This window comes from Sphingomonas sp. LHG3406-1, assembly GCF_029637485.1.
Taxonomy (GTDB): domain Bacteria; phylum Pseudomonadota; class Alphaproteobacteria; order Sphingomonadales; family Sphingomonadaceae; genus Sphingomicrobium.
Genome location: NZ_CP069128.1, coordinates 888401 through 910365, shown reverse-complemented (window position 1 = coordinate 910365; position 21965 = coordinate 888401). Strand labels below are relative to the sequence as shown.

20 protein-coding genes are annotated in these 21965 nt (G+C 67.6%); 11 read left to right on the top strand and 9 right to left on the bottom strand.

All coding sequences use genetic code 11. The features are described from left to right. Position 1 precedes the first annotated feature (1 nt). The 6 genes from JOY29_RS04405 to JOY29_RS04380 all read right to left on the bottom strand — a co-directional run bounded on the left by JOY29_RS04405 (position 2) and on the right by JOY29_RS04380 (position 5368). On the bottom strand, positions 2-262 hold the full coding sequence (locus JOY29_RS04405; protein ID WP_300974976.1) for an ATP synthase F1 subunit epsilon: 261 nt from the start codon (positions 260-262) through the stop codon (positions 2-4). Beyond that, a complete protein-coding gene (atpD, locus tag JOY29_RS04400; RefSeq protein WP_300974975.1) occupies positions 263-1741 on the bottom strand; it encodes a F0F1 ATP synthase subunit beta in 1479 nt (492 codons plus the stop codon). A 29-nt stretch (positions 1742-1770) separates the two neighbouring features. Further along, the gene (locus JOY29_RS04395) at positions 1771-2658 is read right to left on the bottom strand and encodes a F0F1 ATP synthase subunit gamma (protein ID WP_300974974.1); all 888 of its coding nucleotides are present in this window, start codon (positions 2656-2658) and stop codon (positions 1771-1773) included. Between the two features lie 43 nt (positions 2659-2701). Then, a complete protein-coding gene (atpA, locus tag JOY29_RS04390; RefSeq protein ID WP_300974973.1) occupies positions 2702-4231 on the bottom strand; it encodes a F0F1 ATP synthase subunit alpha in 1530 nt (509 codons plus the stop codon). Positions 4232-4234: 3 nt separating this feature from the next. Next, complete coding sequence (locus JOY29_RS04385) at positions 4235-4789, bottom strand: F0F1 ATP synthase subunit delta (protein WP_300974972.1); 555 nt, start codon at positions 4787-4789, stop codon at positions 4235-4237. A gap of 117 nt (positions 4790-4906) precedes the next feature. Then, positions 4907-5368 (bottom strand): GNAT family N-acetyltransferase, encoded by a 462-nt coding sequence (locus JOY29_RS04380; protein WP_300974971.1) that lies wholly within the window; start codon positions 5366-5368, stop codon positions 4907-4909. Between the two features lie 99 nt (positions 5369-5467). On the opposite strand from JOY29_RS04380, the gene JOY29_RS04375 reads away from it, so the two are divergent. Genes JOY29_RS04375 through JOY29_RS04365 form a run of 3 tightly spaced genes read left to right on the top strand, consistent with a single transcriptional unit; the run spans position 5468 to position 8222 of the window. Further along, a complete protein-coding gene (locus tag JOY29_RS04375; protein ID WP_300974970.1) occupies positions 5468-5929 on the top strand; it encodes a DUF1203 domain-containing protein in 462 nt (153 codons plus the stop codon). Further along, entirely contained in the window at positions 5926-6972 is a 1047-nt protein-coding gene (locus JOY29_RS04370) for a bifunctional transcriptional activator/DNA repair enzyme AdaA (RefSeq protein WP_300974969.1), read from the top strand. The genes JOY29_RS04375 and JOY29_RS04370 overlap by 4 nt, the downstream gene beginning before the upstream one ends. Further along, positions 6969-8222: a sulfotransferase gene (locus tag JOY29_RS04365; RefSeq protein ID WP_300974968.1), complete on the top strand. Its 1254-nt coding sequence runs from the start codon at positions 6969-6971 to the stop codon at positions 8220-8222. The genes JOY29_RS04370 and JOY29_RS04365 overlap by 4 nt, the downstream gene beginning before the upstream one ends. On the opposite strand, the gene JOY29_RS04360 is transcribed toward JOY29_RS04365, so the two are convergent. Further along, positions 8219-9790 carry a cryptochrome/photolyase family protein gene (locus tag JOY29_RS04360; protein WP_300974967.1) on the bottom strand — a complete coding sequence of 524 codons (1572 nt, stop codon included), beginning with the start codon at positions 9788-9790 and terminating at the stop codon, positions 8219-8221. The two genes, JOY29_RS04365 and JOY29_RS04360, sit on opposite strands and share 4 nt — an antisense overlap. A gap of 121 nt (positions 9791-9911) precedes the next feature. Between JOY29_RS04360 and JOY29_RS04355 the strand changes: the two genes are divergently transcribed. After that, the gene (locus JOY29_RS04355) at positions 9912-10406 is read left to right on the top strand and encodes a CAP domain-containing protein (protein WP_300974966.1); all 495 of its coding nucleotides are present in this window, start codon (positions 9912-9914) and stop codon (positions 10404-10406) included. Here JOY29_RS04355 and JOY29_RS04350 read toward each other — a convergent pair. Continuing rightward, a complete protein-coding gene (locus tag JOY29_RS04350) occupies positions 10403-11920 on the bottom strand; it encodes a hypothetical protein (protein WP_300974965.1) in 1518 nt (505 codons plus the stop codon). The genes JOY29_RS04355 and JOY29_RS04350 overlap by 4 nt on opposite strands. A 49-nt stretch (positions 11921-11969) precedes the next feature. Next, positions 11970-14138, bottom strand: coding sequence for a primosomal protein N' (locus tag JOY29_RS04345; RefSeq protein ID WP_300974964.1), 2169 nt, complete (start codon positions 14136-14138; stop codon positions 11970-11972). Positions 14139-14200: 62 nt separating this feature from the next. Between JOY29_RS04345 and paaA the strand changes: the two genes are divergently transcribed. Genes paaA through JOY29_RS04310 form a run of 7 tightly spaced genes read left to right on the top strand, consistent with a single transcriptional unit; the run spans position 14201 to position 21921 of the window. Beyond that, positions 14201-15196 carry a 1,2-phenylacetyl-CoA epoxidase subunit PaaA gene (gene paaA, locus JOY29_RS04340; protein ID WP_300974963.1) on the top strand — a complete coding sequence of 332 codons (996 nt, stop codon included), beginning with the start codon at positions 14201-14203 and terminating at the stop codon, positions 15194-15196. 45 nt (positions 15197-15241) lie between these two features. Continuing rightward, a complete protein-coding gene (gene paaB, locus JOY29_RS04335) occupies positions 15242-15523 on the top strand; it encodes a 1,2-phenylacetyl-CoA epoxidase subunit PaaB (RefSeq protein ID WP_300974962.1) in 282 nt (93 codons plus the stop codon). Continuing rightward, positions 15523-16344 (top strand): 1,2-phenylacetyl-CoA epoxidase subunit PaaC, encoded by an 822-nt coding sequence (gene paaC, locus JOY29_RS04330; protein ID WP_300974961.1) that lies wholly within the window; start codon positions 15523-15525, stop codon positions 16342-16344. Before paaB ends, paaC begins: the two co-directional genes overlap by 1 nt. Continuing rightward, positions 16341-17417: a ferredoxin--NADP reductase gene (locus tag JOY29_RS04325; RefSeq protein WP_300974960.1), complete on the top strand. Its 1077-nt coding sequence runs from the start codon at positions 16341-16343 to the stop codon at positions 17415-17417. Before paaC ends, JOY29_RS04325 begins: the two co-directional genes overlap by 4 nt. A 47-nt stretch (positions 17418-17464) precedes the next feature. Continuing rightward, positions 17465-18658, top strand: a complete 1194-nt coding sequence (locus JOY29_RS04320; protein WP_300974959.1) for an aromatic amino acid transaminase — start codon at positions 17465-17467, stop codon at positions 18656-18658. A 19-nt stretch (positions 18659-18677) separates the two neighbouring features. Beyond that, the gene (locus JOY29_RS04315; protein ID WP_300974958.1) at positions 18678-20699 is read left to right on the top strand and encodes a transketolase C-terminal domain-containing protein; all 2022 of its coding nucleotides are present in this window, start codon (positions 18678-18680) and stop codon (positions 20697-20699) included. A gap of 1 nt (position 20700) precedes the next feature. Beyond that, positions 20701-21921 (top strand): dihydrolipoamide acetyltransferase family protein, encoded by a 1221-nt coding sequence (locus tag JOY29_RS04310; protein ID WP_300974957.1) that lies wholly within the window; start codon positions 20701-20703, stop codon positions 21919-21921. The last annotated feature ends 44 nt before the right edge of the window (positions 21922-21965 follow it).

Genomic DNA, 21965 nt, shown 5'->3' with positions numbered 1-21965 from the left:
CCTAGGCTTCAGCGCTTTCGGCGAGGATGGTGAGGCCCGCGTCACCCACCTCGGCGAAGCCACCCGAGACGCGGATGCGCTCTGGCTGGCTGCCCGCCGAGCGGTAGACCGACAGTTCGCCGTCGCGCAGCGTGGTCATGAAAGGCGCGTGCCCGGCCATGACGCCGAACTCGCCCTCGACGCCCGGAACGACGACCATGTGGACGTCGTCCGCCATGACCTGCCGCTCGGGCGTGACCAGGGTGAAGTGGAGGTCGGCCATTTAGGCGTCCGCAGCCAGCTTCTCGGCCTTGGCGACGGCCTCTTCGATTCCACCGACCATGTAGAAGGCGGATTCCGGAAGATGGTCATATTCGCCGTTGACCACCGCCTTGAACGAGCGGACCGTATCCTCGACCTGCACGAACTTGCCAGGGATGCCGGTAAAGACTTCGGCCACGTGGAAGGGCTGCGACAGGAAGCGCTGGATCTTGCGGGCGCGGCTGACGACCAGCTTATCCTCTTCCGACAGCTCGTCCATGCCGAGAATGGCGATGATGTCCTGCAGGCTCTTGTACTTCTGCAGCACTTCCTGGACGGCGCGGGCGGTCTCGTAATGCTCCTGGCCGACGACCGCCGGGGTGAGGACGCGGCTGACCGAGTCGAGCGGATCGACGGCCGGGTAGATGCCGAGCTCGGAGATGGCGCGCGACAGGGTGGTGGTCGCGTCTAGGTGGGCGAACGAGGTCGCCGGGGCCGGGTCGGTAAGATCGTCCGCCGGGACGTAGATCGCCTGCACCGAGGTGATCGAGCCCTTGTTGGTCGAGGTGATGCGTTCCTGCAGCGCGCCCATGTCGGTCGACAGGGTCGGCTGGTAGCCCACGGCCGAGGGAATACGGCCGAGCAGCGCCGACACTTCCGAACCCGCTTGGGTGAAGCGGAAGATGTTGTCGACGAAGAACAGCACGTCCTGGCCTTCGACGTCGCGGAAATATTCGGCCTGGGTCAGGCCCGAAAGTGCGACGCGGGCGCGTGCTCCCGGCGGCTCGTTCATCTGGCCGAACACGAGCGCCACCTTGGAGCCCTCGCTGGTCGGGTTGCCGTCGGCGTCGCTGGCGATGACGCCGGCCTCAAGGAACTCGTGGTAGAGGTCGTTACCCTCGCGGGTGCGCTCGCCGACGCCGGCGAACACGGACACGCCGCCGTGGCCCTTGGCGATGTTGTTGATCAGTTCCTGGATGAGCACGGTCTTGCCGACGCCGGCGCCGCCGAACAGGCCGATCTTGCCGCCCTTGGCGTAGGGGGCGAGGAGGTCGATGACCTTGATGCCGGTGACCAGGATGGCGGCTTCGGTCGACTGGTCGACGAACAAGGGTGCGTCGGCGTGGATCGGCGCCGAGAGGTCGCTACCGATGGGCCCACGTTCGTCGATCGGCTCACCGATGACGTTCATGATGCGGCCGAGTGTCTTGGGACCGACCGGAACGCGGATTTGCGAGCCGGTGGCGCGGACCGACTGGCCGCGGGTCAGGCCGTCGGTCGCATCCATGGCGATGGTGCGGACCATGTTCTCGCCGAGGTGCTGGGCGACCTCAAGGACGAGGCGGTTGCCGTTGTTTTCGGTCTCGAGCGCCGAGAGGATGGCCGGCAGTTCGCCGTCGAACGCGACGTCGACCACGGCGCCGATCACCTGCGCCACGCGGCCGGTGAGGTTGGAGGTGCTGCCCTGGGGGGCGTTGAGGGTGTCGGCGGCGGTGGCCATGGCTGTTTTCCTTGCCTTGTCGTGTCTGTTTAGAGCGCTTCGGCGCCGGAGATGATCTCGACCAGCTCGGTCGTGATCGCTGCCTGGCGCTGGCGGTTGTACTGGATGGAGAGGCGATTGATCATGTCGCCGGCATTGCGGGTCGCATTGTCCATGGCGGTCATCTGGCTGCCGTAGAAGCCGGCCTGATTCTCCAGCATCGCGCGGTAGATCTGGATCGCGACGTTGCGCGGCAGCAGGTCGGCAAGGATCGCTTCCTCGTCCGGCTCATATTCGACTGCGGCCGACGCGGCGGGCGTGCCCGCATCGTTGGCGGCGCGGGGCTTGACCGGGATGATCTGCTCGACCGTCGGCTCCTGCGCCAGCACCGAGCGGAAGTTCGAGTAAGCGAGGTGCGCGACGTCGAACTCGCCCGCTTCGAAACGGCGGGTCACCTCGGCCGCGACAGCCTGCGCGTCGGCGTAGGTCGGGTTCTTCATCTCGCTGGTGTCGTACTGGCCGACGATCTTGCCCGCGCCGAAGAAGCGGGTCAGCACCGGGCGGCTCTTGCGGCCGACGATGTAGAAGCTGACGTCCTTGCCCTGCGCGACCAGCTCTTCGGCCTGACGGCGCACCGCACGGACGATGTTGGTGTTGAACGCGCCGGCAAGGCCGCGGTCGCTGGAAGCAACCACGATCAGGTGGCGCTGGTCCGAGCCGGTGCCGGCGATCAGCCGCGGCGACTGCGGGCCGACGGTGATCCGGCTGGCGAGGCTGGCGACGACATCGCTCAGGCGCTGCGAGTAGGGGCGGCCCTGCTCGGCATTGCTCTGCGCACGGCGAAGCTTCGCCGCGGCGACCATCTTCATCGCCTTGGTGATCTTCTGCGTCGACTTGACCGAGCCGATGCGGAGCTTGAGGGCTTTAAGCGATGCCATCTTCGTTCCTTTACCCCTCCCGCGAAGGGGGAGGGGGTTAGCTTCAGGCGAACTGCTTGCCGAACTCGCCGAGCGCGCTCTTGAGCGAAGCGGCGGTTTCGTCGTCCAGCGCCTTGGTGTCGCGGATCTTGGCCAGGATCTCCGGCTTGTCCGAACGCATGTAGCTGAGCAGCGCGGCCTCATAGCGGGTCACGTCGTTGGTGGGCACGTTGTCGATGAAGCCCTGGGTGCCGGCGAAGATCGAGACGACCTGCTCCTCGATCGGCATCGGCTGGAACTGACCCTGCTTCAGCAGCTCGGTCAGGCGCGCGCCGCGAGCCAGCAGCTTCTGGGTCGAAGCATCGAGGTCCGAGCCGAACTGGGCGAAGGCAGCCATTTCGCGATACTGGGCGAGCTCGAGCTTGATCGAGCCGGCGACCTTCTTCATCGCCTTGGTCTGCGCGGCGGAGCCGACGCGGCTGACCGACAGGCCGACGTTGATGGCCGGGCGAATGCCCTGGTAGAAGAGGTCGGTCTCGAGGAAGATCTGGCCATCGGTAATCGAGATGACGTTGGTCGGAATGTAAGCCGACACGTCGCCCGCCTGGGTCTCGATGACCGGAAGCGCGGTCAGCGAGCCATTGCCGTTGGCGTCGTTCATCTTGGCGGCGCGCTCGAGCAGCCGGCTGTGAAGATAGAAGACGTCGCCCGGATAGGCTTCACGGCCCGGCGGACGGCGCAGCAGCAGCGACATCTGGCGGTAGGCGACGGCCTGCTTCGAAAGGTCGTCATAGACGATCACGGCGTGCATGCCGTTGTCGCGGAAATATTCGCCCATGGCGCAGCCGGTGTAGGGCGCAAGGAACTGCAGCGGGGCCGGCTCCGACGCGGTGGCGGCGACGACGATGGAATATTCCATCGCGCCATTTTCTTCGAGCGCGCGGACGATCTGCGCGACGGTGGAGCGCTTCTGGCCGACCGCAACGTAGATGCAGTACAGCTTCTCGTTCTCGTTATCGCCTTGGTGCGCGGCCTTCTGGTTGATGAAGGTGTCGAGTGCGACGGCGGTCTTGCCGGTCTGGCGGTCGCCGATGATCAGCTCGCGCTGACCGCGGCCGACCGGAACCAGCGCATCGACGGCCTTGAGGCCAGTCTGCATCGGCTCGTGCACCGACTTGCGCGGGATGATGCCCGGCGCCTTCACTTCGACGCGGCTGCGCTGCTCGGCGACGATCGGGCCCTTGCCGTCGATCGGGTTGCCGAGCGCGTCGACGACGCGGCCGAGCAGGCCCTTGCCGACGGGTACGTCGACGATGGTGCCGGTGCGCTTGGCGGTCGAACCTTCGCGGATGGCGCTGTCCGAGCCGAAGATCACGACACCGACATTGTCGGCTTCGAGGTTCAGGGCCATGCCCTTCACGCCATTGTCGAACTCGACCATCTCGCCGGCCTGGACGTTGTCGAGGCCGTGGATGCGGGCAATGCCGTCACCGACCGACAGGACCTGACCGACTTCGGAGACCTGCGCGTCGGCATCGAAATTCGCGATCTGGTCGCGGATGACGCGGGAGATTTCAGCGGCGCGGATGTCCATTGCTTAGCCTTTCATCGCCGTGGCGAGGGAGTTGAGTTTGGTGCGGATGGAGGCGTCGATCATCTGGCTTCCGAGCCGGACGACAAGGCCGCCGAGTATAGTGGGATCGACGCGGGCATCGATGCGGATGTCGCGGCCGACGCGGGCGCCAAGCTGCGCTTTCAATGCCGCGATCTGGCTGTCGTCGAGCGGACGAGCGCTGACCACTTCGGCAGTGGATTCGCCGCGATGCTCGGCCGCCAGCGTTTCGAAGATGCGGATGGTGTTGCCGAGTTGGCTGAGCCGCCCGTTGCGCGCCAGCACCGCGATGAAGTTGGACGTGGTCTGGTCGAGACCGAGCGTTCCGGCGGTGGCGGCAAGCGCCTGCGCGGCGGCCTGCCGGCCGACTAGCGGCGAACTGACCAGTGCCTTGAGGTCGGCCGATTCGGCAAGCGCCGCCTTCAGCTTGGAAAGGCTCTGCGACACCGCCTCGATCTGGCGCTCGTCGCGGGCAAGGTCGAACAGCGCCGACGCATAGCGTCCCGCTAAGCTGGCTCGAATGCCGCCGGAAGTCTCCACGCGCCCAAAGCTCCGTCAGATATATGCAAAGCGGGGCGTTAGCGCACCTTGCGATACGCCCGCCCCAGCCGGGTTGGCCGGGCCCCTAGCAGGGGGGTCGGGGCGATGCAAGGAGAGTCAAAGATCCACTCGCAGGAAGCGCGTGAAAGGGCTTCCGGGATAGTCTCCGAACGGCCCGCACTCCGTGAAGCCTGCCCGGTCGTAGAGCGCGTTGGCGGCCGCGAAATCATCGGTCCGGCCGGTTTCGAGCAGCAGCCGGACATAGCCGCGGTCGCGGGCTTCGCCGCTGATGGCGGCGAGCATTGCCTTTCCGACGCCCCGGCCGAGCGCGTCGGGAGCAGTGCGCATCGACTTGATCTCCCCCTCGCCGCCGCCAAGCGCCTTGAGCGCGCCAATGCCGAGCAGGCGGCCATCCTCGCGCAGGCTGAAGAAAGTGATCGAGGGGTGCGCAAGCGCGCTGCCAGGCAGGACGTGGCAAGCTTCGGGCGGCGAATGGGCGTGCATCGCCGAGACATGGAGGGCGAGCAGGTCCTGGACGTCGGGGCGGTCGAGTTCGTGCGTGTGGAGGGTGTAGGTCACGCTCGCGGCCTCTACGCGCCCGGGGAGGGCTCGGCGAGGTGAAGGTTTGACCGCAAGATTCGGGAAGCGGCAGGAACGCGAAGTCGGCACAAGGTGTGGATGACCTATCGCATTCTTGGCCTCGACCCCGCCCCGTTCGCCCCGCTCCATGCCTTGTCCGACGCCGAGCTGGCCGGGCGGGGGATGGTGCGCATGGCCGTGACCGCACGGCCCGGCTTTCCGTGCCGCATCAGCCTGGAGGACCTGGCGTTCGGAGAACGCGCGCTCCTGCTCAATCACCAGAGCATCGGAGAGGGCCCCTATGCCGCCACGCATGCCATATTCGTCGGGGAAGGTTCGAGGCGAGGGGACTATGCGGACAAGGTGCCCCCGGCGCTCGACCGACGAATCCTGTCCTTGCGGGGGTTCGATGCCGGGCACATGATGGTGGGGGCGGCGCTGGTGCAGCCCGGCGGCGCGGACTCGGCGATCCGGCGGCTGTTCGACGATCCGGCGGTCGCCTACATCCACGCCCATAATGCGATCCGCGGCTGCTTCGCCGCGGCGGTGGAGCGGGCATGAGGATCGGCGAGGAACAGGCTTGGGCGGCCTTCGAGCGACGCGACCGCAGCTTCGACGAGCGCTTCGTCGTGGCGGTGACCACGACGCGAATCTACTGCCGGCCCTCCTGCCCGGCTCGCCGCCCCAAGCGGGAACATGTGCTCTTCTTCGGCGAGGGCCGGGAAGCCGTGAGCGCGGGCTACCGCGCCTGCCTCCGCTGCAAGCCCGACGAAGCGGCGCGGGACCGGCTGGCGGTCACGCGGGCGCGGTCGATGCTCGACGGAGCGCAAGAGACGATCCGGCTCGATGCGCTGGCAGCGGCAGCTGGCTATGCAACACACCATTTCCAGCGGCTCTTCACGCGGGAAATCGGAATGTCGCCGGCAGCCTATGCCAGGGCGCTTCGGGCGGAGCGGGTCGGGAAGGCCCTCAAGGAGGCCGCAACGGTGACCGAAGCGATCTACGAGGCTGGCTATTCGGCGCCGAGCCGCTTCTACGAGGATGCGAAGGAGAAGCTCGGCATGACTCCATCGGCCTGGCGGAACGGCGGCAGGGGCGAGACCATCCGCTGGGCGGTGGTGGAAAGCAGCGTCGGACCTTTGCTGGTGGCGGCGACCGACAAAGGCATCTGCCGGCTGACGTTCGCAGAAGACCGCACGGCGCTGGAACGGCGCTTCCCGCAGGCCACGCTCGTCCACGATCCGGAGGCGCCGCTGATCCGGGCGGCGGTTGAGGCGGTCGCCCGGCCGGAGCTCGCGCGCGAGCTTCCGGTCGATGTGGCGGGGACCGACTTCCAGCGGCGGGTCTGGGCCGAACTGCGCCGGATCCCGCCTGGCGAGACGCGTTCGTATCTCGATATCGCTCGGGCACTTGGCGACCCGAATGCGACACGGGCGGTGGGCACGGCCAATGGCGCCAATCCGGTCGCCATCATCGTTCCCTGTCACCGGGTGGTGCGTAACGACGGCAGCCTGGGCGGTTATGCCGGTGGGCTCGAACGCAAGAAGGCCCTGCTCGCGGCCGAAACCAGCGCGGCACAAGGATCGTTGCCCCTCTCGTCTTGAACGAGAAACTGCCCCTGGTTTCGCTGGTCAACCGAGCGCTCGCCCGGGCGCCGGCGGTTTCACTCGATCCGCAGGAGATCGAGCGCTTCGTGCTGCGCCGTACCGGTGCCGAACGGGTGCCAGGCGATCATTGGCGCCCTTACTTCCGGCAGCTCTGCCACGATCTCGAGCATGAGGCGGCGCTGAGCCCGCTCGGGCGGGTGATCGCCAACGGGCAGCTGGTCGGACTGCTGACGGGAAGGGTACGGGCCGAGCAATTGCTTGCGCGCGAGCCCGCCATCCACGCCGAGCCGATCCGCCGGCCGGTGATCATCATGGGGCCGATGCGGTCGGGTTCGACCAGGCTCCAGCGGCTGCTCGCCTGCGATCCGCGCTTCGCCTGCACGCATCTTCACGAAAGCCTGTTTCCGGTCCCGCGCGGTCGGGGCAACCGGCTCAGGATCGCGGCGGCCGCCGCCGTGCATGGCATGCTACGGGCGCTCAATCCTGCGATCCAGCGTGTCCATCCTTCCGGCGCGACGCGCCCGGACGAGGAGTTCGGCTACCTCGCCCTGTCGCTGACCAGCGCGCAGGCCGGGGTGCAGTGGCGGGTGCCACAGCTGGTCGCTGCGGAACGTCATCGTGACTGGAGCCCGGTCACCGCAGAGCTTGCGACGATGCTGCGCATGAACGGCTGGGCAGGCGGCGGCGTCGGAGAGCGCCGCTGGCTCCTTAAATGCCCGGCCTATGCCGAGATGGCGGATGACTTGCTGTCTGCCTTCCCTGACGCGCAGGTGATCCATCTCAGCCGCGATCCGGTCAAGGTGGTGGCGTCGAGTGCGAGCCTCGTCTTCGAGCAGCGCCGGATCCACAGCGATTCCGTCGATCGCCGGGAGATCGGTCCCGAATGGCTCGAACGCACCCTCCAGCGACAGCGGCTACAAGCGGCGGCGCGCACCCGCCATCCGCAGGTCGCCGCCTTCGACCTTCACTATGACGAGGTGAATGCCGACTGGCAGGGCGTCATCCACCGCCTGTACCGCTTTCTCAGGCTGCCGCTGACGGCCGAGGTGCTGGCGGCGATGCAAGCCTATCTGACCGGGGCGAAGGCCCACCGCGCGCATCGCTACCGGATCGAGGAGTTCGGGCTCAACGAGGAGGAGGTCCGTGCAGCCTTCCTTTCACCAATCCCCCCGGCAATGCCAGGAGCCTTGGGGGACTTGGCGCCGCGACCGAAGGAGCGTCGGGCCGTCGCCGGCAGCACGCATTAGGAGGCGCTTTCCGTCGCCGCTCGCGCCCAGCCGGGTGCGGCCGGCTGGAGGGAATCGAGAAAGCTTCGGGCGCGCTCGCGGATTTCGGCCTTGGTCTCGAGAGCGAAGCGGTCCCAGGTGGCATAGGGCTGCCACATGCGCCAGTTGCGGCGCAGCCTGGCTTCGTTGCGGTCGATAAAGTCCCAGTACAAGGCGTTGAACGGGCAGGCATCCTCGCCGACTCGCTGCTTCACGTCGAAGCGGCAGCCGCGGCAGTAGTTGCTCATCTTGTTGATGTAGGCGCCCGAGCCCGCATAGGGCTTGGTCCCAAGCCGCCCACCGTCGGCATATTGGCTCATGCCGAGAACGTTCGGATGCTCGACCCATTCGTAGGCGTCGGCATAGACCACCAGATACCAGTCGGAGACCTGCGCCGGATCGATGCCGGCGATCATGGCGAAATTGCCGAGCACCATCAGCCGCTGGATGTGATGGGCATAACCATTGTCGCGCGTGTTGCGGACGCTGTCGGCGCAGCAGGCCATGTCGGTTTCGCCGGTCCAGTAGAAGTCGGGAAGCTCGCGGCTGTTGCCGAAGAAGTTGACCTCGGACAGGCCCGGCATCTCGAGCCAGTACATGCCACGTATATATTCGCGCCAGCCGATCATCTGGCGAATGAAGCCCTCGACGGCGTTGAGCGGCGCCTCACCGCGGGCATAGGCTGCTTCCGCCGCCTCGCACACCTCGCGGGCGGTCAGCAGGCCGCAGTTGAGGCTGGTCGACAGGCGCGAATGGTAGAGGAAGTCGGCGCCCTCCAGCATCGCGTCCTGATAGGTGCCGAAGCGTGGCAGGCGCTCGGCGACGAAGTCGGCCAGCAGGTCGCGCGCCTCGCTGGCGGTGACCGGCAGCGCGAAGCTTGCGAGCGTGCCAAAATGGTGCCGGAAGCGCCCTTCCACCAGTGCGATCACCTCGCGCGTGGTCTCGTCGGGCGGGAAGCGCTGGGGCTCGCGCAGCGGACGGTTCCTGGGCGGCGGTGCGCGATTGTCCTTGTCGAAGTTCCACTGGCCGCCGACCGGCGTTCCATCGGGCTCCATCAGCAGGCCGGTGCGGCGGCGCTGCTGCCGGTAGAAGCTTTCCATGATCAGCTCGCGCCGGCTCGCGGCCCAGGCAAAGAAATCTGGGAGGGGGCAGATAAAGCGATCGTCGCCGAGGACCTCGACCGCGATGCCGAAGCATTCCTGCCAGCCCTCGATCGCCTTCTGCACGCGCCATTCGCCGGCTTCGACGATGCGGATGGCCTCGGCCTCGTGCCGTTCGATCGCCCGCCCTACCTCCTCGGTGAAGCTGCCGCGATTGTCGGGATCGTCGAGGCGGACGTAATCGACTGTCCAGCCGTCGGCGCGGAGTTCCTCGGCGAAGTGGCGCATGGCCGACAGGATGAGGACGATCTTCGCCTTGTGGTGGCGGACGTAGGTCGTCTCCTCGGCCACCTCCATCATCAGCACGACGCTGCGCGCCCGGTCCGCCTTCCGGAGCGAGGCGAGGCCATGGCTGAGCTGGTCGCCAAGGACGGGGATGAGCAGGGTCATGACTGGAGTCGGTTAACCTAAGCGGGTGCCAGCGCCAGACCGACCAAGAGCCATCGTTTCGGCGTTAACGGTGGTGAACGTCAGTGGCGAAAGTGCCGAAACCCGGCGATCTCGTGCGCCGATGCGTACAATGCCCGGCTTCGCCTTGTTGTTCCTTCTGTCCGCCCCCGCCTCGGCGCAATCGTGGGAAGCGGACGCGCTGGCCCTGCACAATCGCGAGCGAGCGGCCTGGAACGTGGCGCCGCTCGCCTGGGATCTCGGCCTCGCCGCCGCCGCCGATCGCTGGGCGACGGAGATGGCGCGGACCGGCAGCTGGGGGCACAGCCCGAAAAGCTGGCGCGCCGGACAGGGCGAAAATTTGTGGATGGGGACCACCGGCGCCTATTCCCCCCGAGCAATGGTCGAAACCTGGACCGGCGAGCGCCGCTGGTTTCGCCCGGGCATTTTTCCGGCAGTCAGCAGAACGGGGCGGGGAGGTGATGTCGGCCACTATACTCAGGTGATTGCGCGTCGGACCACGCGGATCGGCTGCGCGATGCGGTCGGCGCGGGGCTGGACCTACCTCGTCTGCCGCTACTCGCCCGCAGGCAATGTCGACCGGCTGCCGATCCCCTAGTCGTCGCTTTCCTCGGCGCCGGGCCGCCTACGATCCGCCAGCAGCGCGTCGAGCGCCGCTGTTGAGTCTCGCGACCTAATCTTTTCCATCGCCTCCAGGAGCTTGGGTCGTGCGCCGACATTGATATGGGGGTTGAAGACGATCTGGGCGAAGATCGGCTCGGCCTCGGCTGGCTTGCTGTCGATCAGGAGTTGCCGGACGGTCGTGAAGCGAAGCCCCATGTCGTGCGGTGCCAGCACCTGGGCGTAGATGAGGCCGTCGATGGCCGACTTGGACGGTCGCTCGCCGGCGGCCAGGAAGCTCTGGTAGAAGAGCCACAAGGGTTCGGCATTCTCGGTGTCGGCGCGATTGGCGCGGACGAACGAGCGGCGGACCTCGGCCCATTCGGCCTTGGCGCGGTCGGCCCGGCCAAGCTGCATCAGGGCGCGACCGCGGTAGACCAGCGCCTGGGCATTCTTCGCATCGACGGCAAGGGCACGGTCGGCGGCGGCGATCGCGGCCTTATAATCCTTCACGTCATATTCCGCCTCGGCCAGCACACCTTGGACGAAGCTGTCGGTCGGAAAGCGCGCAGCGATTCGGCGGGCGTCGGCGGCGACCTGCGAGGCGGTGGTCGGATTGACCCCGCGGTCGGAGCGGATCCGCACCGGCATGATCGCGTCCTCCGCTTCGGAAAGGCGGCGGATGGATACCTCAGGCAACGGACCCGGCGAGACCATCACCCCGCGAAAAGAGCCACGGCCATAGCGGTCGAGATCCTTGTCGAGTTGTTTCAGATCGCCGAACGCGCCCCTGGCGGCGGCAAGCGGAGCCTCGCCCCGACGCAGGGCCAGCAGATACTGGTCGAGCTGTGGTCGGCGGACCGGATCGAAGGCCAGCATGTGGGTGAGGAGCCAGCCCTTCGCATAGAGCGAACTGCGGTCCTCTTCCGATTTGGGCGCGGCGCCGGTCAGCATCTGCTCGGCGTTGAAGCCGAGATCGAGCAGCACGGTATTGGCGCGCGACTGCGGCGGTAGGCCAACCCGCACGGCGCCGTCGCGCTGGACTTCGGCGGTGCCGTAGAATTCGGCATAACCCTCGACCATCCAGGCCGGATAGGGCGTCTTCTGCGAACTCAGCATCATGTGATGCAGATATTCGTGCTGGAAGACATGGTTGGCGCTCAGCCCGTTGCGACCAGCCTCGGTGCGATTGCTGACGAAGGCGACCGAGCCGGACGCGCGGGGGCTGTAGAAGCCAAGCACATTGTCGCCGCGGCGGCCGTACAGGTCCTGAAGCGCGTAGACGGTCGGAAGGACATAGATGGTGACCTTGCCGGCGTCCGTCAGCGACGGGTCCTCCATGCCGCTGATCCGGCGAACGGCGGCATCGAACCGTTCGAGCCGTTCGGCATAGGCCTTGAGCTCGGACGGGCTCTGTTCGGAGTAGATGATGAAGTGCCTGGTGCGGGCTTCGTGCCAGGCGGCGAGTGCCTCGCCGGTCGCCGCAAGAGAAAGCATTGCAGCGAGAATCACGCGACACAACAACATCAAGGCACCCCTGAAAAGCCCCGGTTCGGCACCTTTAGAGAAAGGAATAGGGGTCTACGTCAACCGCTACCCGAACCTTACCGCTCCATTCCACCGATCCGAGCCAGTCGCGGATGACGTCCTGCACGTCGAGGCTTCGACGGGCGTGAACAAGCAAGCGGAAGCGATGGCGGCCGCGGAGCATGGCGAGCGGGGCGGGGGCGGGGCCGTAGACCGCCATGCCATCGACGTCGGGTGCCTTGCGACCGATCCGCTTGGCGACCTGCTCGGCCTCTTCCCTGTCCTCGGCGCTGACGATGATGGCGGCAAGGCGGCCGAATGGGGGCATGCCGGCCTCCTGCCGCGCTTCGGTCTCGGCCTCGACGAAGCGCTCGGTGTCGCCGCTGACGAGGGCGGCGATGACCGGCGCGTCGGGCTGGTGCGTCTGGACGAACACCCGGCCGGGCTTCTCGCCGCGCCCGGCGCGCCCGGCAACCTGGCTGATCTGCTGGAAGCTGCGCTCGGCCGCGCGAAGGTCGCCGCCGGAAAGGCCAAGGTCGGCGTCGATCACGCCGACGAGCGTAAGGTTGGGAAAGTGGTAGCCCTTGGTCACGAGCTGCGTTCCGACGACGATGTCGATCTCGCCCGCCTCCATGTTGGCGACGAACTCGGCGGCGCGGGCGGGGCTCCAGATGGTGTCGGAGGTGACGATGGCGGTGCGTGCGTCGGGCAGCAGCGACTGCACCTCGTCTGCGATGCGCTCCACTCCTGGCCCGCAGGCGACCAGGCTGTCCTTGTCGCCGCAGTCCGGGCACTCGGCCGGCGGCGGCATGACATGGCCGCAATGGTGGCAGGCCAGCCGCCGCATCAGCCGGTGCTCGACCATCCAGGCAGTGCAGTTGGGGCACTGGAAGCGGTGCCCGCAGGTGCGGCAGAGGGTCAACGGCGCAAAGCCGCGGCGATTGAGGAAAAGCAGGCTCTGCTCCCCCGCGGCAAGGTTGGCCTCCAGTTCCGACAGAAGACGGGGCGCGATCCAGCGCCCGCGCGGCGGCGGGTCGGCGGTGAGGTTCAACGCTTCGAGGCTCGGCAACTCCGCCCCGGCATGGCGACGCCTGAGCTGCAGCTCGCGGTAGCGCCCGGACGCAACCATGTGCCGCGTCTCGATCGCCGGGGTTGCCGAGGAAAGGATGACCGGGACCTCTTCGAAGCGGGCGCGCATCACCGCCACGTCGCGGGCATGATACTGGACGCCTTCCTCCTGCTTGAAGCTTGGCTCATGGGCCTCGTCGACCACGATCAGGCCAAGGTCGGCATAGGGGAGGAACAGCGCCGAGCGGGCGCCGACGACCACCTTCGCCTCACCGCTGGCGATCCCTCGCCACGCGCGGCGGCGCTGGGAAGAGCGGAGGTCCGAATGCCAGGCCGTTGGCGCACAGCCGAAGCGGGCGGCGAAGCGCTTGAGGAAAGGCTCGGTAAGCGCGATCTCGGGGAGGAGTACGAGCACCTGCCGACCTTGCCGAACGGCCTCCGCGACCGCTTCGAAATAGACTTCGGTCTTGCCCGATCCGGTGACGCCGTCGAGCAGTACGGGATCGAAGCCCTTGCCGATAGCGGCAACAAGACTGTCGGCGGCGGCCTGCTGGTCGGCGCTGAGTGATGGCGGGGCATGATCGGGAACGGGGCAGGGCAGCGGGCCGTCGGCCTCCACCTGCACGCGCTCGAGCGCGCCCGCATTGACGAGGCCGCGCATGACGGTGTCGCTGACGCCGACATGGTCCGCGAGTTCGCGAATGGTCCCCTGGCGGCCTTCCAGCCGCTCCAGCGCCTGCGTGCGCTGCGGCGTCAAACGCGCTGGGACGCTTCCGGTCGGGCGATATTCGGTGAGCTGCCGCGCGCCTTCGAGGGCAGAGGAGGAGGGCAGCACCATCCGCAGCACCGAGGCGAGCGGGCTGAGGTAATAGTCCGCCGTCCATTCGCACAGCCGCCGCAGCGGTGCGGGAATGACCGGCACGTCGATCAGGCCGGCGAGTGGGCGAAGGCGATTGTCGCCGACCTCCTCGCTCGGCAGGCGCTCGGCTTCCCAGGCTACGCCCACCAGCTGTCGCGGACCCAAGGGCGCAACGACGACGCTGCCCGGTTCGACCGCCATCCCGTCGGGCACGCGATAGTCGAGCGGGCCCAAGGCGGCGTTCAGGGTGACGACACGGGCGCGTGGAAGGGGCACTTCGGCGCTCTAGGCGAAAGGACCGGGTGGAACCAAGGGGCTGCAATGGCTATCTAGGGCTCATGTACACGACCGATCTGTCGAAGCCCGGCGCCAAGGTTCAGCCCATCGCCGCGCAGGAGGACCCCGAACTGCTCGCCGCGTTCGAGGCGCGGGTGGCGGCGGACGAGTTCATCGAGCCGAAGGACTGGATGCCGGAAGCCTATCGCAAGACGCTGACCCGGCAGATCAGCCAGCATGCGCACAGCGAGATCGTCGGCATGCTGCCCGAAGGCAACTGGATCACCCGCGCGCCGTCGCTCCGGCGGAAAGCGATCCTGCTCGCCAAGGTGCAGGACGAGGCGGGGCACGGCCTTTACCTCTATTGCGCCGCGGAGACGCTGGGAACCAGCCGGCAGGAGATGATCGAGGCGCTCCACAGCGGCAAGGCCAAGTACAGCACCATCTTCAATTACCCGACCCTCACCTGGGCCGACATCGGCGCGATCGGCTGGCTGGTCGACGGCGCGGCGATCATGAACCAGGTCCCGCTGCAGCGGACCAGCTATGGCCCCTATGCCCGGGCCATGGTCCGGGTGTGCAAGGAGGAAAGTTTCCACCAGCGCCAAGGCTACGAGATCATGATGCATCTCGCCCGCGGCACCGAGGCGCAGCGGCGAATGGCGCAGGACGCGCTCAATCGCTGGTGGTGGCCAAGCCTGATGATGTTCGGACCGCCCGACGAGAACAGCCCGAACACCGCTCAATCGTTACGCTGGCGGATCAAGCGCGAGACCAACGACGAGCTCCGCCAGAAATTCGTCGACATCACCGTTCCGCAGGCCGAATTCATCGGCCTTACTGTTCCCGATCCGGCGCTCGCCTGGAACGAGGAAAAGGGCGGTTACGACTTCGGCGACATCGACTGGGAGGAATTCTATTCGGTCGTGAAGGGCGAAGGTCCGGTCGCGAAGGAGCGCATGACCGCCCGCCGCGAGGCGTGGGAGAGCAATGCTTGGGTCCGGGAAGCCGCCGCCGCGCACGAAGCCAGGAAGCAGGCGCGCAAGGCGGCCGCTTGATTTCGTCCGTCGTCCCGGCGAGAGCCGCAAGCGACGGAGGATGAGATGTCGGACTGGCCATTATGGGAAGTTTTCGTGCGGACGAAGGGCGGGCTGGCGCATCGCCATTTCGGCAGCGTCCATGCGCCGGACGCGGGAATCGCCCTCCGTCACGCTCGCGACACCTATACGCGCCGCCAGGAGGGAGTCAGCTTGTGGGTGGTGAAGTCGAGCGACATCGTCGCGTCTGACCCCGCCCAGGCCGGTGAACTGTTCGAACCGGCCGCCGACAAGGTCTATCGCCACCCGACCTTCTACGACATCCCGGACGAGGTGAAGCACATCTGATGCCGAGCCTTCCACCCATCCGGCCCGAAGACGAGGCCGCCGCCGAGCGGGCGCGCCCGTCCGGCGCCTTCGATGCACTGTCGGACGCACATGATCCCGTTCGCGCCGGCTACCTCCTTCGGCTCGGCGACGATGCACTCGTTCTCGGCCAGCGGCTCGGCGAATGGTGCGGCCATGCGCCATCCGTCGAGGTCGACCTGTCGCTCTCCAACCTTGCGCTCGACCTGATCGGTCAGGCGACCCTGCTGCTCGGAGCGGCGGGCGACGCCGACGAACTGGCATTCAGGCGCGACGTGCTCGACTTCCGCAACTGCCTGCTGGTCGAACAGCCGAACGGCGATTTCGCGCGGACGATGATCCGGCAATTGCTCTTTTCGACCTACCAGCACCTGCTCTACCAGCGGCTCGCCAACAGCAGCGACCAGGCGGTGCGCGAGGTCGCGGCCAAGGCGGTCAAGGAGGTCGCCTACCACCGCGAACTCGCCGCCGAATGGGTGATCCGCCTCGGTGATGGAACAGAGGAGAGCCGTGCGCGATCGCTCGACGGTCTCGGCTGGTGCTGGCGCTTCGTGCCGGAGCTGTTCGAGGTAGACGGGGAGCTGGAAGCGGCAATCGCCTGCGGCATCGCCGTCGACCCGCGCAGCTTCGAGGATGACTATCGCTCAGCCGTTGCTGCCGTGCTGACCGAGGCCACGCTTCCCGTGCCGGCCGACCAGCGCGCGATCGTCGGCGGCCGTCGTGGCCACCACAGCGAGCATCTCGGCCACCTGCTGGCGATCATGCAATATCTTCCCCGCACCTATCCGGACGCGGTCTGGTGAGCGAGAAGCATTTCCACGCGCTCGAAGTGGCGGAGATCGTGGAGGAGACGGCCGAGGCCCGCTCCATCCGCTTTGCCGTTCCGCAAGAGCTCGGCCCCGCATTCCGCTACCGCGCCGGCCAGCATCTGACGCTTCGAGCGTTTATCGGCGGCGAAGAAGTGCGGCGGAATTACTCCCTCTGCACCGCGCCCCACGAGGGGCAGCTCAAGGTGACCGTCAAGCAGATCGCGGGCGGCGCCTTCTCCAATTGGGTGGCGCGCGAGCTGAAGATCGGCGACCGGATCGACGTCATGCCGCCGCATGGCAGCTTCACGGTCGATTTCGACGCTGCCAGGAGCCGCCGCTATGTCGCCTTCGCCGGCGGGTCGGGCATCACCCCGATCATGGGGCTGGCGCGCACCGCCCTGGCAGAGGAGCCGGGCAGCCGGTTCACCCTCTTCTACGGCAATCGCGATGCGAGCAGCATCATCTTCCTCGATGCGCTGGCCGAACTGAAGGACCGTTATCTCGGGCGCTTCGAGTTGTTCCACCTGCTGAGCGACGAGGAAGGCGACGTCGAGCTGCTGAACGGCATGCTCGACCGCGAAACCTGTGACCGGGTCATTGCCGCCTTCGTGGACGAGCCGAAGGAGGTCGACGCCTGGTTCATCTGCGGCCCCGGCCCGATGATGGACTCGGCCGAGGCCGCGCTCGTCGATGCCGGCGTCGCAAGCAACCGCATCCACATCGAGCGCTTCACGGCCGGCCGGCCGTCCGCAGCGCTCGCCGCTCAGATGGCAGAGCTCAGCCAGGCCGCCTCGGGCCTGCAGATGAGCGTGACCATGGACGGGCGGACCCGCAGGATCGCCTTCGACGGCTCCAACATCCTCGACTCGGCGCGTGCGTCGGGCCTCGCGGCACCCTTCGCCTGCAAGGCCGGCGTCTGCGCCACCTGCCGTGCGCGGGTCACGGCGGGTGAGGTCAGCATGGCCGCCCGCTACGGCTTGTCCGACGAGGAGATTGCGGCCGGCTACGTCCTCACCTGTCAGGCGGTGCCCAAGGGCGAGGGCGTGGCGCTCGATTACGACGCCTGATCGAGCCTCCCTTTTAGGGTGCGGCAATTGGCGCTAGAGCGCGCCCCATGCTGACCGAAGCCAAGCGTCGCGGCCTTGCCGATCTGCCCCCGATTGTCAGCGATTCGCTGCTGGCGCTGATCGCCATGGTCAATGCCGATCCCCGCGCCGACAAGATCGATGTCGGTGTCGGCGTCTATCGCGACGGCGAGGGCCGGACCCCCGTAATGCGCGCGGTGCGCGAGGCCGAGCAGATGCTGCACGACCAGCAGGTGAGCAAATCCTATCTCGGCGGCGCCGGCGACAAGCGCTTCGCCGACCTGCTCCGCCCGGTCGTCCTCGGTGCCCATCCCGGCGACGAGCGCATCGTCGGTCTGCAGACGCCGGGTGGCTGCGGCGCGCTCTTCCTCGCGCTGAAGCTGATCGCCGCCGCCAATCCGGACGCGCGGGTAATCATGGGCACGCCGACCTGGCCCAATCACCCGCCGATGACCCGTGGCGCGCGGCTCGAGATCGTCGAGTATCGCCATTATGATGCAGCCACCCGCAGGGTCGACTTCGCGGCGCTGGCCGAAGCGCTGGAAGCCGCTCGCCCGGGCGACGTCGCCCTGCTCCACGGCTGCTGTCACAATCCGACCGGGGCCGACCTGTCCGAGGAAGAATGGCGCACGATCGTCGAGATCGTGGCGCGGCGCGGCCTTATCCCGCTGATCGACTTCGCTTACCAGGGCTTCGCCCGCGGGCTCGATCAGGACCGGTTCGGTGTCGAGCTGATGCTGGAGGCCTGCGACGAAGTGCTGGTCACCCAGAGCTGCGACAAGAATTTCGCCGTCTATCGCGACCGGGTCGGCTGCCTGTTCGTCAAGGCCGCGACCGCGAACAATGCGAAGTTCGTCATGACCCACCTGCTGCAGATCAGCCGCGAGGCCTGGTCCATGCCGCCCGACCATGGCGCCGCCTGCGTCCGCATGGTACTCGAAGACGAGGGCCTCAGCGCCGACTGGCGTGCCGAGCTGGACGAGATGCACGGCCGCATCCGCATGGTGCGCGAGCGCATTGCTGCCTCCGACCCGCGCCTCGCCTTCATCGCCGACCAGCAGGGCATGTTCTCGATGCTGCCGTTGTCGGTTGAGCAGGTGAAGCAGCTGCGCGACAAACACGCCATCTACATGGCCGACAGTGGGCGGGCGAATCTCGTCGGGATCGCCGATCGCGACCTCGATCGGTTCTGCGCGGCCGTCGTCGAGACGATGAATGGCTGAAGCGGATCCGGCGTTTGGCGTGACCACCGATTGGGACGAGGTCGCCCGTCTCGTTCTCACCAGCCGCGAGCTGGATCGGCTGGAGGAAGAGGAACTCGTTCCCGCCAAGCAGGTCCTCTACCAGTTCAGCGCGCGCGGCCATGACATGGCGCAGGTGCTGCTCGGGCTGCACCTCAAGGATGGCGACGCGGCCTGCGGCTACTATCGCTCGCGCCCTCTGCTGCTGGCGCTCGGCGTGCCGCTGGCGGACGCGCTCGGCTCGGGCATGGGGCGGAGCGGCGGTTATAGCGGCGGGCGAGATATCGGCGTCGTCTTCAACTATCCCAACCCGGGCGGCGCTCATGCGCTTCCGATGTGCGGCGGCGTGGGCGCGCAATATACGCCGGCGGCCGGCTGGGCTCAGGCGGTCAGGTACAAGGCGGAGGTGCTGAAGGAGCAGGCCCGCGGCAATATCGCCCTCGTCCTCGGCGGCGACGCGAGCTGCGCGACCGGCGGCTTCTGGTCGGCGCTCACCATCGCGACCACGCAAGGCTTGCCCTTGCTCTTCTACGTCGAGGACAATGGCTACGGCATCTCCGTGCCGTCGACCTACCAGACGCCCGGGCAGGACATTGCCGCCAACCTGGCGAGCTTCAAGGGCCTCACCATCTTCAACGGCGACGGTACCGATCCGGTCGAGGCCGCGCGGCTGATCGGCGAGGCAATGGCGCATGTCCGCGGCGGCAGCGGGCCCGCGCTGCTGCGCCTGACGGTGCCCCGTCTCGAAGGCCACAGCTACCAGGACACGCAGACCTACAAGAGCGACGACGAGATTGCCGCCGAATGGGCGCGCGATCCGCTGCCCAAGCTCAAGAGCCACTGCGCCGCCCTCCAGATCGGCGAGCAGCGCTGGGAAGAACTGCAGGAGGCGGTCCGCTGGGACGTGGCCCGCGCCCGCGAGGAGGCTGAGGCGCGGCCGGTACTCGATCCCGCACGGGTCGCCGACGACGTCTTCTTCTCCGGCACCCATTCGGCGGTCGGTGGGCGCGCCGGCCTGTCGCTCGACGGCACCCATGACGAACCCCGTCCCGATGGCCAGCGGATCAACATGGTCACCGCCATCCGCCGAGTCCTCGACCAGGAACTCGACGCCAATCCGAAGATGTGCGTCTTCGGCGAGGATGTCGGGCCCAAGGGCGGCGTCCATGCGGTGACGCTCGGGCTTCAGGAGAAGTTCGGCCGCGACCGCGTGTTCGACACCAGCCTCAACGAGGAGGGCATCGTCGGCCGCGCGGTCGGCATGGCGCTGGCCGGGCTGCTGCCCGTGCCCGAGATCCAGTTCCGCAAATATGCCGAGCCGGCGACCGAGCAGATCAACGATACCGGCACGATGCGCTGGCGCACCGCCAACCGCTTCGCCGCGCCGATGGTGCTGCGGGTGCCAGGCGGCTTCTTCAAGTGCGGCGATCCCTGGCACAGCCAGACCAACGAGGTGCAGTTCGTCCACAATCCCGGCTGGAAGGTCGCGGTGCCGAGCAATGCCGAGGATGCGGTCGGGCTGCTGCGCATGGCCCTGCGCGGTAACGATCCCGTCCTCTTCTTCGAGCATCGCGCCATGCTCGACGACAGCTGGGCGCGCCGGCCGTGGCCGGGCGACGCCTACGTCCTGCCGTTCGGACGGGCGAAGAAGACGCGGGAAGGCGACCGGATCACCATCGTCACCTGGGGCGCGATGGTGCCGCGCTGCGAGGCGGCGGCGGAAGGCCTCAGTGCCGACGTCATCGACCTGCGCACGCTGCAGCCGTGGGACCGCGCCATGGTGCTCGACAGCGTCCGCCGCACCCGCCGTTGCCTGATCGTCCACGAGGACCTGCGCACCGCCGGCTTCGGTGCCGAGATTGCGGCGGTGGTGGCCGACGAGGCCTTCCTCGACCTCGACGCGCCGGTCGCGCGGGTGACCATGCCGGACATTCCGAGCCCGCATCATCCGAGCCTGCTCGAAGCCGCCGTGCCGAGCGTCGGGCGGATCCGCGCCGAAATTGACCGGCTTGTGGGGTTCTGACGTGATCGAGGTCCGCGTCCCCGACGAGCAGGAAGGCACCAAGGCGGTCGTCCGCGCCTGGCTCAAGCAGCCGGGCGAGTTGGTCGAGCTTAACGATCCGCTGGTCGAACTTGAAACCGACAAGGTGACGCAGGAGGTGCCTGCGCCGGCGGCGGGGGTGCTGGCCGAGATCTTGCTCGGGACCGATGCCGAGGCGGTGCCTGGCGCGGTGCTGGGGCGGATAGACACTGCGCCTGACACCGCCGTTGGTCCTGAGCGTAGCGCGGAGCGCGTCGTCGAAGCGCCGGTGCGCGAGCGTGCTTCGACTTCGCTCAACACGAACGAGGTTGAGGCAGGGGCCGAAACCCGCTTCTCCCCCTCGGTCCGCCGGGCGCTCCTCCAGCACGACATCGACCCCGCCCGACTGACCGGCACCGGCCGCAATGGCCGGATCACTCGCGAGGACGTCGACCGCGCCGTCGCAGGCGCGACCGTCAGCCATGTCGATGTCGGACCCAAGCCGATCGCCCAGCCGCGCGTTGCCGAGGCCAACTGGCAGGACATCCCGCACGACCGGATGCGCCGGGCGATTGCCGACAACATGGTGCGCGCGGTGGCCGAGGCGCCGCACGTCACGGCGCTGTTCGAGGCCGACTTCACCGCCATCACCGCCCACAAGAAGGCCCTTGCCGCCAACGGCACCAGGCTCAGCTACACCGCCTATCTGCTGAAGGCGGCCGCCGAGGCAATGGCGGTCGCGCCGGCGGTGAATGGCCGCTGGGCGGACGATCGGACCATTGTTTCGCCGACGGTCGACATCGGCGTCGGGACGGCGCTCGGCGACAAGGGGCTGGTGGTGCCGGTGGTGCGTGACTGCGCTGCGCTCAGTCTCGAGGAGATCGGCGCTCGCCTGGACGACCTTACCGCCCGTGCCCGCGCTGGCAGGCTCGAACGGTCGGACGTTGCCAACGGCAGCTTCACCATCTCCAACCATGGTGTATCGGGCTCGCTGCTGGCGGCGCCGATCATCCTCCACCAGGGCCAGGCGGCGATCCTCGGCGTCGGCAAGCTTCAGAAGAGGGTGGTGGTGCTGAGCCAGGATGGCGCGGACGTGATCGCCATTCGCCCGATGGCCTATGTCACGCTCACCATCGATCATCGCGTGATCGACGGCCATCAGACCAACGCCTGGCTGAGTCGCTTCGTCGAGATCGTCGAAGGCTGGCCCGCGCCGCAGGCGTAACAACCGGAACGCCTTTCTTCCTCCGCCCGTTCGTGGGCCGCGAC